This is a genomic window from Mesorhizobium sp. ArgA1 (assembly GCF_053714375.1).
Map to the genome: position 1 here is coordinate 16058 of NZ_JBSKBQ010000030.1, position 14725 is coordinate 30782.

11 protein-coding genes are annotated in these 14725 nt (G+C 57.8%); 4 read left to right on the forward strand and 7 right to left on the reverse strand.

Features of this window, described 5'->3' with window-relative positions:
• The first annotated feature begins 333 nt into the window (after positions 1–333).
• From ACWGTI_RS30185 to ACWGTI_RS30200, 4 genes are all read left to right on the forward strand, one after another.
• Complete coding sequence (locus tag ACWGTI_RS30185) at positions 334–1551, forward strand: NAD(P)/FAD-dependent oxidoreductase (protein WP_454590395.1); 1218 nt, start codon at positions 334–336, stop codon at positions 1549–1551.
• A gap of 21 nt (positions 1552–1572) precedes the next feature.
• The gene (locus ACWGTI_RS30190) at positions 1573–1929 is read left to right on the forward strand and encodes a Rieske (2Fe-2S) protein (protein ID WP_454590396.1); all 357 of its coding nucleotides are present in this window, start codon (positions 1573–1575) and stop codon (positions 1927–1929) included.
• A gap of 194 nt (positions 1930–2123) precedes the next feature.
• Positions 2124–3095 (forward strand): aldo/keto reductase, encoded by a 972-nt coding sequence (locus ACWGTI_RS30195; protein WP_454590397.1) that lies wholly within the window; start codon positions 2124–2126, stop codon positions 3093–3095.
• 115 nt (positions 3096–3210) lie between these two features.
• Positions 3211–4632: an aldehyde dehydrogenase family protein gene (locus ACWGTI_RS30200; RefSeq protein WP_454590398.1), complete on the forward strand. Its 1422-nt coding sequence runs from the start codon at positions 3211–3213 to the stop codon at positions 4630–4632.
• A gap of 308 nt (positions 4633–4940) precedes the next feature.
• Here ACWGTI_RS30200 and ACWGTI_RS30205 read toward each other — a convergent pair whose 3' ends face one another.
• From ACWGTI_RS30205 to ACWGTI_RS30235, 7 genes are all read right to left on the reverse strand, one after another.
• The gene (locus ACWGTI_RS30205; RefSeq protein ID WP_454590399.1) at positions 4941–6371 is read right to left on the reverse strand and encodes a M20 family metallopeptidase; all 1431 of its coding nucleotides are present in this window, start codon (positions 6369–6371) and stop codon (positions 4941–4943) included.
• 402 nt (positions 6372–6773) lie between these two features.
• The gene (locus ACWGTI_RS30210) at positions 6774–8411 is read right to left on the reverse strand and encodes an ABC transporter ATP-binding protein (RefSeq protein WP_454590400.1); all 1638 of its coding nucleotides are present in this window, start codon (positions 8409–8411) and stop codon (positions 6774–6776) included.
• Positions 8404–9228, reverse strand: coding sequence for an ABC transporter permease (locus tag ACWGTI_RS30215; RefSeq protein ID WP_454590401.1), 825 nt, complete (start codon positions 9226–9228; stop codon positions 8404–8406). Before ACWGTI_RS30215 ends, ACWGTI_RS30210 begins: the two co-directional genes overlap by 8 nt.
• Before the next feature lie 7 nt (positions 9229–9235).
• Entirely contained in the window at positions 9236–10186 is a 951-nt protein-coding gene (locus ACWGTI_RS30220; RefSeq protein ID WP_454590402.1) for an ABC transporter permease, read from the reverse strand.
• A 12-nt stretch (positions 10187–10198) separates the two neighbouring features.
• Positions 10199–11776, reverse strand: a complete 1578-nt coding sequence (locus ACWGTI_RS30225) for an ABC transporter substrate-binding protein (protein WP_454590403.1) — start codon at positions 11774–11776, stop codon at positions 10199–10201.
• A 356-nt stretch (positions 11777–12132) separates the two neighbouring features.
• Positions 12133–12591: a Rieske (2Fe-2S) protein gene (locus ACWGTI_RS30230; RefSeq protein ID WP_454578502.1), complete on the reverse strand. Its 459-nt coding sequence runs from the start codon at positions 12589–12591 to the stop codon at positions 12133–12135.
• Between the two features lie 13 nt (positions 12592–12604).
• Entirely contained in the window at positions 12605–13747 is a 1143-nt protein-coding gene (locus ACWGTI_RS30235) for an amidohydrolase family protein (protein WP_454590404.1), read from the reverse strand.
• Positions 13748–14725: the final 978 nt, after the last annotated feature.

Genomic DNA, 14725 nt, shown 5'->3' on the forward strand with positions numbered 1-14725 from the left:
TATCGTAACTGGCACCTGCGGTCTCTGTCACAAGAAGGCCGTTTTACCTTTAAACGTACAATGGGTGGTAGTCCGATCCCTCGCGGTGATTCTCCTGCACCGCCTTAGCCGGTGTTCGCACAATATGGATCCTTCTCACCGGGAAAATGCACAAAAGCCACCTATTCCACGGAGCACAGTTTCTGCCGAATAGGCGCTTCAGGTTTTGCTTTGGGAACTGGGACGTCTGTGCTGAGCGAATTTGTAGGAATTTGACACTGGTGCATCTCCAAGTTTTTGGTTTCTTTCGTCACGTTGGTAACGTTCAAAGTTGCCAGGTGCTGAGGAAAGTTTATGGAAACGGTCGTTATCATCGGAGGAGGACTGGCAGGGCATCGTGCTGCCACAACGCTCGCCGAGCTGCGTCCTGAGCAGCGAACGGTCCTTATTCATAGCGAAAGCGGGACCCCCTACGACAGGCCGCCACTGTCCAAGGAATTCCTCTTGGAGGGCAAGAGGCCGACTCTGAAAGGCTCTGAGCTTTATTCAGACCGCGTCATTTTGCGAGATGGGACGAAGGCCACGCTCATCGACCCTGTTCGACGCCTCGTCCATACCGATAACGGCGATCCGGAACACTACGACAAACTTTTGATCGCTACGGGATCTCGGGTCAGGCAGTTGGAAAACTTCCATGTGGACCCAGCGCAAGTTCATTATTTGCGCACTGAATTGGACGCTTTGCGTTTGCGTGCGGCTCTTGCGCCAGGCCAGCGGCTGGCAGTCGTCGGTGGCGGTTTTATAGGACTGGAGGTGTCTGCGAATGCTCGCAGATTGGGCTGTCAAACAACGGTCTTTGAGCTGGCGCCGCGACTACTGCCGCGCAGCGCCTCACTGTCTTTATCAGAATGGGTCGCTACGCGTCACACCAGCGAAGGTGGTGAGGTTCGTCTTAATTGTGCAAATCTGCGCATGTCGAACAATTCAAAGGGCGAGGTCATTCTCACTTGGGATGGAGGGACGGCCATTGCTGACACGGTCCTTATTGGCATCGGGATTGGGCCTAATGCGGAAATCGCCGCCGATGCCGGCATCGACACTGCCGACGGGATCATTGTGAATGCACGCTGCGAAACGTCCGTTCCGGGAATATATGCTGCCGGAGAGGTGACGAACTATCCTGTGCCCTCGCTTGGCCGGCGGCTACGCAGTGAGAGCTGGACTGTGGCCGGCGATCAAGCAGTTGTGGCAGCACAAGTCATGTGCGGTCTGGATGCACAGTATCATGACCTGCCTTGGTTCTGGTCCGATCAGTGCGGCGTGACCATCCAGTCATTCGGGCTGCCGGCCTTGGCGACCCGCCTATATCGCATCGGGGACGTTGCGAGCGAACGATGGCTGGAGATCGGCGTCGATGAACACGGACGTTTTGTCAGTGCCGTGGGCGTGAACCCTGGTCGTGACATGATGCAGCTCCGCCGAGACGCAAAGGCCGGCAGGCCCATATCGCAAGATATTATGAGTCGGGCTGAGGAAGTCGATCCGTCCGATTTGTACCTTGCAGCTGGCTAATTACGGCACTCGGAGTGAACTGTGACAACAGCAGAAATGAGCAAAGAAACGACGCCGCAAAATTCTGAATGGATAACGATTTGCGCCTTTTCCGATCTTGAAGAGGACACCGTAGCGCCGTTCGAAATAAACGACAGACGCGTCGCTATCTACCTGATCGACAACAAGGTATATGCGACCACTAACGTGTGTTCACACGCGTTCGCTCTCCTTTCCGACGGCTGGCTGGAGGGGACCCTTATCGAGTGCCCTCTGCATGGTGCTCAATTCGAAATTACCTCCGGGGAGGTGGTTCAAGGCCCGGCCGACTGCCCGATCACCGTGTTTGAGACGAAGGTGGAAGGCGGCCAGGTTTTGGTGTGTCTTCCCGTAGCGTGAACAAATGTGTGCTTGCGCGCCACAAGCTGGGCCGCACACGCTGCACATAGTACACGTGCACATATTCGAGTGCCTAGGCCAGCGCCTTGGGCAGACGGCATCGCTGGCTCGCAATTAGGTGCCATCGAAGATCTATGACATCGCTACGGTCCTGCAGCCTTGGGGTTTGCATCACCAGCTTAGGGGGAGAGAGGGTGGATTACGTCAACGTTGGAACGACCGGCCTCAAGGTCTCTCGGATCTGTCTTGGCTGTTTGAGCTTCGGCCTGGCTGAGCGTCGCTGGGGTTTGAGCGAGGATCAGAGTCGACCGATCATCCAGCGGGCGATCGAAGGCGGAATCAATTTCTTCGATACCGCCAACTCCTACGGCAACGGCGCGAGCGAGGAGGTACTGGGCCGAGCTGTGCGTGACTGTGCGCGGCGCGACGAGGTGGTGATCGCGACGAAGGTCTACTACCCGATGCGAGCCGAACCAAACGGACGCGGCCTGTCACGCAAGGCGATCATGACGGAGGTGGAGGCAAGTCTGCGTCGCCTCAACACCGATTATATCGACCTCTACCAGATCCATCGCTGGGACGACGCCACTCCGATCGAAGAGACACTCGAAGCGTTGCACGACATTATCAAATCCGGGAAGGTTCGGTATATCGGCGCATCTTCAATGGCTGCATGGCAATTCTGCAAAGCGCTCCAGCTCGCCGACAAGCATTCTTGGACCCGCTTTGTCTCCATGCAGCCGCACTACAGTCTACTTTATCGCGAGGAGGAGCGCGAGATGCTGCCTCTTTGCGAGAGCGAAGGCGTCGGCGTCCTAACGTGGGGCCCTCTTGCGCGCGGGCGTCTCGCCCGCCCTTGGCAGGAAGAGCCAGATACCCTTCGAGGGCGCACCGACGATATCGGCGCGGAGCTATACGCCCGAACTCAGGAAGTGGACAAGATAGTCGTCGAACGTCTTACGTCGCTATCGGAAACGCGGGGCGTCTCTCATGCACAGCTTGCCCTGGCGTGGCTGCTTTCAAAGCCGGTGGTGACTGCACCCGTTGTCGGCGTGACGAAGCCACATCATCTCGAGGACGCCTTCGAGGCCATCGGCGTGAAGCTGTCGGAAGATGAGGTCAAATTGCTCGAGGCGCCGTACGTGCCACATCCAGTAACTTTTTAGTAAGAGGCGACCTGGTCGGCAGCGAGAAAAAGCGACGCGCTTCATTTCAAAACAAATTCAATCTCGGCCAGCCTTTGATTTTACCACAGTACGCAATGAAACACAGGAGCCGACAATGATCCAGCGCATGAAATTCTACATCGATGGCGTATGGACGGAGCCCGCGTCGCCGAACCGAATGGCGGTGGTCAATCCTGCCAACGAAGAGGCCATGTATGAAATAGCTCTCGGGTCGAAGGCTGATGTAGATGCCGCGATCGACGCAGCCAAACGGTCCTTCAAGGACTTTTCCAACACATCACGTGACGAGCGACTCGCACTCCTGGGGAGAATTATCGATGTCTACCGTTCAAGGATTGCAGACCTTGCGGCATCCATTTCCGACGAAATGGGCGCGCCTTTGGGGCTTGCAAACAAAGAACATGCTCCGGCAGGCTTGGCCCATTTTGAAACCATACGCAGTCTGCTTGAGCGATATAGATTCGAGGAACCGATCGGCTCGGCGCTAGTCGTGCGAGAACCAATTGGTGTGGTGGGGATGATCACGCCGTGGAACTGGCCGATGAATCAGATCGGGGCCAAAGTCGCCCCAGCGCTCGCGGCAGGCTGCACCATGGTCTTGAAGCCTTCCGAGTTTACGCCAAGTTGCGCATTGATCTTCGCAGAGATTTTGCACGAGGCTGGGGTGCCGCGCGGTGTTTTCAACCTCGTCAATGGCTTGGGCCCTGAGGTCGGCGCCGCAATGAGCGAGCATCCTGACATCGACATGATGTCGTTCACCGGTTCGACGCGAGCGGGTGTAGACGTGGCCGTCCGCTCTGCCGCCACAGTCAAGCGTGTCAGCCAGGAACTGGGCGGAAAATCGCCCAATATCATCCTGGATGATGCGGACCTTGAACAGGCTGTTGCTGGCGGTGTCGCTTACATGATGATGAATACTGGCCAGTCATGCGACGCACCCACGCGAATGATTGTCCCCGCAGACAGGATGCGGGAGGCTGCGCGCATAGCGAAAATGGCTGTGGAGCAGATAAAAGTAGGGGATCCGCGAGCGGTAGCCACCACTCTCGGACCCGTCGTTAATCGGACTCAGTGGGAAAGAATTCAGGCGTGGATTGAAAGTGGGCTTGCGGACGGCGCGACCTTGGTCGTAGGAGGCACAGGGCTGCCAGAGGGCATTCATAAAGGCTACTATGTTCGACCAACCATCTTCGCAGATGTCACGTCTGATATGGCAATCGCGCAGGAAGAGATTTTCGGCCCTGTTTTGGTGCTGATGGGCGCCAAGGATGAAGCGGACGCAATACGCATTGCCAATGATACCCCCTATGGTCTTGCCGGCTACGTTACGTCCGGGTCGATCGCGCGTGCTCGCAACGTTGCTCGGCAGGTGCGAGCGGGCAGCGTTAGCATCCAAGGGGTGTTTGCTGATTGGGCCACGCCATTCGGGGGATACAAGAGATCGGGAAACGGCCGTGAATGGGGAAGGTTCGGGATGGAAGAGTTCTTGGAGACAAAAGCGATCGCGGGCTACTAAAATTCTCCACAGCGAACCGGTCGCAGCGCCCAGCGCACACTCGGTCCAGCCGGTCGGATGTCGGTGAGCAGGAGGCCCTGATGAAGCTGCGCCGGGCCAACTCTCCAGCTCTTCCGGTGCGGAGCCAAATCCCACAAGACTGCCCGCCTGACCGAGGTGCAGGGCGCGTCTGCGATCAGGCAGCGCGGTCCAGAGGGGATAAGGCCGCCGCTCAGCGGGCCGATTAGGCTATCTGGTGAGAAACACACCGGAAATGCCCGACAGTCCTCCAAGCATAATCGGCTGGAGTGGGCGAAGAGAGCGCGGCTTTATCGCACCTTGGAGCGCAGATCACTGGGAGTGACGTCCGAAGGTATTGGGCAAAGATATGAGCGCCCGCCTGTTTGTTGCCTTAACTCCGCTTTTGCGCGAACGATGATCTCTGGATTTCGTATGCAATCTGCCGCGGTAGAAGCCATGACCTTAGCAGCCAATATCATTCCCTTGTGGGCCGCGGGCAAATCGCCTTGGGTGACGAGCTGCCAACTGTGGAAGGGCGTTCCGATAGCAAAACAGGCCGTTTGACACTGTGCGGTGGGGACGATCCAGCTGACGTCGCCCACATCTGTCGAGCCAAACTCGAATTGGTCTGTACCCAATGGTAGCAGGCTATCGTGGAGGATCTTATCCTTCAATGAAACATCTCGCCCTACGACGCTGGCCAGCGCATCTTCGTCCGTCAGTGCCGTCTTGCGAAGCTCCCCGGCGAACTCATAGTCAGCTGCGTCAAAAGGAGGCGGGCCGACACGGCGCATGTTCTCATACATGACATCATACAGCGCTTTGTTGGGCAAAAGGTTGGAGTAGCCACCGGTGATTTGCACCTTTACCGATGTCTCGGTCATGAGCGCAGCACCTTCTGCAATCTTCTGCACGCGCGCGAACACCCGCTCAGCGTCTTGCACGCTCGGAGAACGAATAGAATAGGATGACTCAGCATATGCCTGCACTACGTTGGGGAACTCGCCACCGGCGTTGATGATGGCATAGTGAACGCGAGCATTCGAGGGCATGTGCTCGCGCATGTAATTGACGCCAACGTTCATTAACTCGACTGCGTCAAGCGCGCTGCGTCCCAAATGTGGATCCGCCGCCGCGTGCGCCGCCCGTCCGGCAAATGAAAAACGTGCCCACTTTGCAGCGTTCGAGGACTTGGTCAGCACCTCGTTTACCACCGCTGGGTGCCAGCAGAAGGCCGCGTCAAGATCATTAAACACGCCAGCTCGAGCCATAAAGGCCTTACCCCCTCCAGCTTCCTCTGCCGGGCAGCCGTAAAAACGCACCGTGCCTTCAATACGTTCAGCTGCGAGCGCATCTTTTAATGCAACTGCGGCAAGCGCCGAGCCAGAACCGAGAAGATTGTGCCCGCAACCATGACCTGGTCCAGCTTCAGTCGCGCGGGGTTCAGCTGCGCCCGAGACTTGAGCAAGATCAGGAAGCGCATCGTATTCGCCGAGGATGCCAATGATGGGGCTGCCCTCGCCGAATTCGGCCACGAAGGCCGTAGCGATCCCGCCGACATTCGTACTAATGCGAAAGCCTTCGCGCTCGAGCATGTCGATGTGCTCGGCAACCGAGCGATGCTCGTCAAATGCCAATTCTGGCATTGCCCAGATGCGGTCGCTTAAAGCGCAGTAATCTTCGGCTTTCACATCCACGCGGCGGACGATTTCATCAAGGCTGAGACAATCATTTTCCATTTTTACTGAAATCCTTGAGATTTGGCTCTCCGGCGGATAGACGTATTCACGTCTTCATCCGATGAAGGGTTGCGACATCACTGAAGCGAGAGAGGGATTGGACATCGGAGTCTGGGCGCAAGCCGCCGAATTTTCGGAGGCGACTTGGCGGCAAGCGAGGCCGCTCCACCAACAATATTGCCATCGGCCTCCTGGTTGAAGACTTGAGTCTTCGAACTCGGTTCCATTCATGCTCGATCCGCCAAGCAAAGCAACTCCCTGCCGCGAACCGGCTTGCCATTTTCGCGAGTGAATTCGAATAAAAAGGCCCGGCTCGAAGCCGGGCAAGGTTGCGCGGGTGCTGGGAGAACACCGGCGCAGGGAATTTCATTGAACTGGACGAAATTGCGAAGATTCATATTGCTAATTCCCAGCGCTCGCCATCTTGCGGCCGGCGCTCGCTTTCTCCAGCCAGCCAATTTCCATCTCCGGCACCGACGACAGCAGGAGATCGGTATAGTCGTCGAACGGCGGCGCCAGCCCTTGGCTTTTCGCCCCATAGCGCACGACCTCGCCGCGATACATGACGGCGATGGAATCGGCGATCGACCTCACCGTCGCGAGATCGTGGGTGATGAACAGGTAAGCCACCTGCTCGATCTGCTGCAGTTTTAGCAGCAGCTTCAGGATGCCGTTGGCCACCAGCGGATCGAGGGCTGAGGTCACCTCGTCGCAGATGATTAGCTTCGGCTTGGCGGCAAGGGCGCGGGCGATGCAGACGCGCTGCTTTTGCCCACCCGAAAGCTCAGCCGGGTAACGGTCGAGGAAGCCGGTACCCATCTCGATCTCTTCGAGGAGCTCTTGCACGCGCCGCTCGCGCTCGGCCCCCCTCAGTCCGAAATAGAAGGTCAACGGCCGACCGATGATGGTGCCGACGGTGTGGCGCGGATTCACCGCGACATCCGCCATCTGGTAGATCATCTGCAACGTGCGGAGGTCTTCCTTTGACCGGTCGGCCAGCCGGTTCGAAAGCTTGCGTCCGTCGAAGGTGATTTCGCCCTGCAGCGACGGCAGCAGGCCGGTGATGGCGCGCGCCAGAGTCGACTTGCCGGAGCCGGATTCGCCGACCACGGCAAGTGTCTGACCCGGGTGGATATCGACGGAAACGTTCTTCAGCACCTTGATTACGCCCTGGCCATAAGCAGCCGTGACATTCTTCACCGATAGGATCGGCTTCGGCGTCGGCTGCTTTTCCCGGTGCTCGATCTGATGTACCGAGACAAGCGCCTGGGTGTAGGTTTCCTTCGGCTCCTTGATGATGGCGTGCGTCGTGTCCTTTTCGACCATCTTGCCATAACGCAGGACCATAATGTCGTCGGCGACCTGAGCCACGACAGCAAGGTCGTGAGTGATGTAGAGCGCCGCCACGCCAGTGGCGCGGATCGCTTGCTTGATGGCTATCAGCACGTCGATCTGGGTCGTCACGTCGAGCGCCGTGGTCGGCTCGTCGAAGATGATCAGATCCGGTTCGGGGCAGAGCGCCATCGCCGTCATTACGCGTTGCAATTGTCCGCCGGAAACCTGGTGCGGATAGCGCCTGCCGATATTTTCCGGGTCGGGAAGGCTGAGCTTGCGGAACAGCGCGACCGCCCGGCGTTCGGCTTCGGCGCGAGTGGCTAAGCCGTGCTTGAGACAAGTCTCGACGACCTGATCCATTAGCCGCTGCGCCGGATTCAAAGCTGCGGCGGCCGATTGCGCGACGTAGCAGACCTCATGGCCGCGCAGCTTGCGGATGCCGTTCTTGCCCTGCTTGAGTATGTCGCGGCCGTTGAGGATGACTTCGCCGCCGGTGATGCGGACACCGCCGCGACCATAGCCCATCGGCGACAGCCCGATGGTCGATTTGCCGGCGCCGGATTCACCGATCAGGCCGAGCACCTTGCCCTTCTCGAGCGTCAGCGAGACGTCATCGACGATGGCGATCGTCGTCGGCTTTTGGCCGCGCGGATAGGTGGTCGCCTCGATGCGGAGATTGCGGATATCGAGCAGAACATCAGCCATTGCCGCGCCCTCCCTTGAGATCGCTGGTGCGGTTCAGGATCCAGTCGGCGACCAGGTTGACGGAGATGGCGAGCGCGGCAATCGCCGCGGCCGGGATCAGCGCCGCCGGGATGCCGAAGACGATCCCATCCTTGTTCTCCTTGACCATGCCGCCCCAGTCCGCTGCCGGCGGCTGCACGCCGAGGCCGAGAAAGGAGAGAGCAGAGAGGAAGAGCACCGCATAAATGAAGCGCAGCCCGAGTTCCGAAACCAACGGCGACAGCGCGTTGGGCAGAATCTCGGCGAAGATCACCCACCCCTTGCCTTCGCCGCGTAGCTTGGCGGCCTCGACGAAATCCATGACATTCAAGTCCGATGCGACCGCGCGTGAAAGGCGGTAGACGCGGGTCGCATCGAGGATACCCATGACGAGGATCAGCGTCACGATGTTGGACGGCAGCACCGAGAGCACGACGAGACCGAAGATCAGCGTCGGGATTGCCATCAGCAGGTCGACAAAACGGGACATCAACATATCGAACCAGCCGCCGACCACCGCTGCAGTGAAGCCGAGGATTGCGCCCAGCGAGAAGGAAAGTAGTGTCGCCAGCATCGCGATCAGGATCGTCGTCTGGGAGCCATAGATCATGCGCGAGAGCAGGTCGCGGCCAAGATTGTCGGTGCCGACGAGAAATTTCGCCGACATCGGCTCCCAAACGCCGCCGACAATATCGCCAAGGCCGTAGGGCGCGATCCCCTGTGCAAAGATCGCCACGAGGAAGAAGAGGGTGGTGATAACAAGGCCGATCAGCGCCCCGATGGGAATACGTCTTAGCATAGCGCTCCTACCTCGGATGCCTGAGGCGCGGATTGGCGAGAATGGACGCCACGTCGGCCACGACGTTGAGAAAGATATAAACGGCGGCGAAGATCAGGCCGACGGCCTGGACGACCGGCACGTCCCGCATAGCGACATGATCGACCAGATACTGGCCCATGCCCGGATAGACGAAGATCACCTCGACGACAACGACGCCGACCACGAGATAGGCGAGGTTGAGGATCACGACATTGATGATGGGGGCAAGGGCATTGGGTAAAGCATGCTTGCGGATGACTTCGAACGCCGTCAGGCCTTTCAGTTCGGCAGTCTCGATGTAAGCCGACTGCATTACGTTGAGGATCGCGGCGCGCGTCATGCGCATCATATGTGCGAGAATGCCCAGGGTCAGCGCGGTGCAGGGCAACGCTATCGCTTTCATCCTGTCGAGGAAGGGCATGCCGTCATAGACGGTCGAAATGCCTGGGAAGACCTGGAATTTGACGGCGAGGAAATAGACCAGCAAATAGCCGATGAAAAATTCCGGCACCGAGGTGGAGGCAAGCGCCAAGCCCGAAATGAGCTTGTCGACCGGGCCGTTGTGATTATGCACGGCGACGAGTCCCATGATGACGGCAAGCGGAATCGACACGATGGCGGCCCAGAAGGCGAGAAACAGTGTGTTCCACAACCGCTCCTTGATGGACGCGGCGATATTGAGCTTGGTCGTCAGAGCAGTGCCCAGGTCACCGTGCAGAATTCCGAACAGCCAGTGGAAATACCTGACATAGGCGGGGTCGTTCAGCCCCATTTCCTTTCTGAGGTTCTCGATAGCCAGCGGCGTCGCCGTTTTGCCGAGAATGGCCTGCGCAACATCGCCCGGCAGGAGATTGGTGCCAGCGAAGATCAGAACCGAAACGGCGACTAGCAAAAGGATGCCCAGCGCAATGCGCTGGGCAACAAGCTTGGAAACCATGGTCGTACGGCCTCAGGCCTGGAGCCAGCATTTGGACAGCGCATAGCCGCCCATAAGTTCCTGGTTGCCATCCGTGGCCCAGCCGCCAACCCGCGGCCCTGTGGCATCGATGAAGTCGTTGAACATCGGGAGGATCGAGCCACCTTCGTCGCGGAGGATCGTACCCATGTCGGCGTAAAGCTTTTTGCGCTTGTCGGCATCGAGTTCGCCACGTGCCTGGACCAGCATCTGGTCGAACTTCTCGTTGGAGAAGTGAGACTCGTTCCATGGCGCTTTAGACTGGTATTCGAGGGAATACGTCATGTCCTGCGTCGGACGGCCACCAAAATAGCTGGCCTTGAAAGGCATTTTATCGAATTCTGACCAGTACCCGTCGGCCGGGTCGCGCTTGACCTCAATGGTGATGCCCGCCTTGGCCGCGCTCGCCTGGTATAGCTGAGCAGCTTCCACCGCACCGGGGAAGCCGACGTCGGACGTGTTAAGCAGTACCGATCCCGAGTGCCCGGACTTCTTGTAATGGAAGGCTGCTTTGTCCGGATCGTACTTGCGCTGCTCCATTTCGGTGAAAAGGGGATAGGTCTTGCTGATAGGGGTATCATTGCCGACGGAGCCATATCCCCCCAGGATCTTCTGGACCATCTCCTCGCGGTCGATCGCATACTTGAGCGCCAATCGAAGGTCGTTGTTGTCGACAGGCGCCGTGTCGCACTGGCAAACAAACATATAGTGGCCACGGCTGCTGGCGTTGCGGATGGTGATGGATGGAGCGCGCTTTAGGAGTTCGACCACCTTCGGATCGACTCTGTTGATCATGTGGACCTGCCCGCTCTGCAAGGCGGAGTTGCGGGCCGTCCCGTCGTTGATGATGACGATCTCGATCTGATCGGCAAAGCCGCGATCGTTGCGCCAGTAGTCTGCGAACCTTTCGCCGCCAGATCGAACGCCGGCATCGTGGACGGTGACCTTGTAAGGCCCGGTTCCTATTCCGGCGGTTGGGTTGTCCTTGCCGCCATTCGGCTGGATCACCACCTGGTGTGCAGTCATTATGAAGGGAAATTCGGCATTGGCTTCTTTGAGCGTGAAGACCAAGTTCTGGCCGTCGACGGCCATTTTGTCGATGCCCTGCAAAAGTGGGAACGCGCCGGATTTCGAGTTAGCGCCGCCATGGCGCTCTATGGTGGCAAGCACGTCGGCGGGGGTCATCTCCTTTCCGTCATGGAAATGCACGCCCTTGCGGATCTTGAAGGTCCAGGCCTTGGCGTCCTTCGACGGGCCCCATTCCTCGGCAAGTGCCGGCTGCACTTTTCTGTCTGCGTCCAGTTCAACAACCGTTTCGCCCCATTGGCGGCTGAAGATAAATTGGAACGCATCGGTCAAGAGGACGGGATCGAGGCTGTCCGTGGCCGCTCCGCCTTGCAGCCCAGCTTTGAGCAATCCCCCCTTGACGGGTCCTTCGGCCCTTGCAGCCGTGGCAAGCAGGTTGTTGGCAAAGGCGGCGCTGACGCCGAGCACAGCGGCCCGACCTAGAAACTCGCGGCGGGACAGTTTCCCTTTCGCGACGCGCTCACTGAGAAAATCCAGTTCTTTCATCTTAATTCCCCTTTTTGTTACGTTCTTGGTTATTCTCTGATACCCGCATGAGTAGCCTGGTTGCTGGTGCCACATGAAGATTGACGGCGCCCAACCAACACCATCAAACGTTGGAGGCGATGGCCGTCCATCTGGCCTGGCTCCTTTCGAGCGAACCCTACACTTTTCGCCTCGTACAAAAGGCAGGGCTGCGAAATCGCTTTGCTCCTCCATCGGAGGTCGGGCAGCCCACCCAGTCAAAGGAGCCTAGGCGCGAATTTCTGAGCAGCTGCACCCCTCATTCCCCATTCGATAATGCGCTTAGCTGCTCTGATTCGAGTGCTGCAAAGCGCTCACAACCGGAGGCATTCCTCGACTTAGAGGTGTATGTAGAGAGTAGGTCGACTGTTACCGTTGGTTTCCTCGACCGACATACGATAGGTGTCTACGGAGGGATCCTTTTCGATGCTGGCCGCGTCGGCCTCGGCGCAGTTTGAGGGCTTTGCCTCCACACTCACGGGATAGCCGCGTACCCAAACCTTGTGTGGATTGAACACGGACTGGCCCGTTTTGATTGCAAACTCCCAGCCATGCCACGGACATCGAATTATTTCGCCTTCTTGCTCGTACTCGAACTGTCCTGGCATGGCGCCTGTGACCATTCCGTCGATAATTCCCTTACACAGGGGCGCGGCTTTGTGTGGGCAACTGTTGCGAACAGCATAGTATTCGTTGTTGACGTTGAAGATCCCGACACTGCGCCCTGCTATATCGACAATGCGTCGTCCGCCAACCGGAATTTCGTCCGCGTAACAAACTTCATATTTCTTAGGCACCGGTACATACTCCCTATGCGGCCTTAGAGATTGCTGGCAGCGACAGTTTGTAAGTATCGATGGCATTCTCTGCAAAGATGCGTCGCCGCAAATCTTCCGGCTGCTCGGACAAGGTCATCATCGGATCATCCGCATCCCAGTGCGGGAAGTCACTCGCAAACATCAGGGTTCGCGAACCATCAATCCAGTTGATAATGTGATTTATCGCTTCCGGATCCGTGGGCTCGTCTAGTGGTTGGGTTCCAAAACGGACATGGTCCTTCAAGTACTCACTAGGTAGCCTTTTTACCCATGGAGTGTGTCGACGAAGGCCCTTCCAGTCCAGATCCATCTTCCACATCAAGGGCACCGCCCAGGCAAATCCGCTTTCCACCATGGCCACTTTCAAGGTCGGAAACTTTTCGAAGACACCTTCGAAAATAAAGCTTGCCAGGTGCACGGCATAAGCTGGCGGACGCAGCTGACGGCTTTCTATGTAGTAGCTGGGGAAGCCGGCCGCCGACGGCGGCGGATTGACACCTTCTCCTTCTGACCCGAAATGCATCGTCACCGCTAGTCCGTGCCGGGCACACGCTTCGTATATGGGATGGTAAAAGCGCTGGCCAAAGGGCTTGGGCGCGCCACAACTGAACATGACCCCACAAACAGCAGGATGCGAGCCAAGCCTGTCGATCTCAGCCGCCGCCCCTAAAGGGTCCTGTGAATTGATATCGATATTGAGTCGAAACCTCGGATCCTTGGCGATCCAATGCTCCATCGAGTGATCGTTGAACGCGCGGCACAGCGCGCTTCCATAGTCCACGTCGGGTAGCGCGCTCGCCGCTCCTGCAATACCACCGGTAAGAACGGCCACATCGATACCATTCGCGTCTAGTAAGTGCTTGCTGCAATAATCAGCACCGCCAATAGTACCCAATCCATCGCCGGCCTCTTCCGCTTCGAAATCCGCCCTTTGTCCGTGAATTCCTCCGCTGGAGGTGTAGAGGTGCGTTGAAAGGCCGCCGAAGCCCCACTCCGCAAAACGCTCAGCATTGAACTTGGTGAGATAAGGAAAGAGATCCGATTGTTCCCGGTAGCCGTGATGGACATCGGTGTCGACTATTGTGAGTTTTTTCCTGCTGCTCTTGACCGGCCCGGAATTCATCTTTTCCTCCATTCGTGTTCTCAATCGGAAGCGTGAAGCGCACGCAAGTGAGTGTACTTGTGAGGACGATGGCAGCTTTGTTAGCGCAGTTAAATATACAGTTTGCCCCAAAGTTGGCCATCACACCAATGCGATGCTCGCCTCTGTTCCAAGGCCAGCGCCCCCGGAGACAACCACCTCAGGGGCGCACGAACTCTGGCGTCGGCGAATGCGAAGAATGCGAGCGGTGTTGAAATCTCGCGGGCTGGGCCGAGCCCGGAGGCAGCGCAACAGCTTGTTCGCTTGTTCTGCAAACGACGTAGGAGGAACCGGGTGTGCGGGTTTTTGCTAATCGACTTCGGACCGTTATGCGGCAAGGACCTATGCTGCTGACGGCTGAAGCGGAGGCAGTCCCGATGATCAATAGCAATTCCATCGGACGCACCAGCAGGGAGCCACGGCAAAAAAAGGGGGCAGCTCGTCGTCTCGGTCAGTCCCTTGGACTGACGACCAGCGCTCACGTCGTACTCGACGCGCAAGGCCCCCCGATCCGTCTCCGCCAGACGGCATAATCAGATCATGGGGACTTGTCGGTCGACTCCTCGACCATCAGCCCCTCTGGCCCCAAAGCCTATAATGCCCACCGTGCCCTGGAAATCGCCCAAACCTCCGCCAAGTTCAATCGAAAGCGGAAGGTTGCTTCAGTAAGCGCTTCGAACGCGCACACAACCTAATCGAGCACTTCTTCTCCAACCTGAAGCACTTCCGCCAGGTCGCCAACGACAAGCTCGCGCCCATCTTCCTCGTCATTGCATTAATACGCGTCGCCCGATTGCGCGCCGACAAGCGAACCTAAACCCGACTTGAACACCTGGACGAGAACACAAAAAGAACATAGCCACGTAAGTCATTGATTTTTAGTGACCGTAGCTTGGTCAATGAAAATAGTGTGGTGCTAAATTCTTTCACCGGAACGGCGGTAATTCTTGACTTTTTGGTGATTTTGGCGGT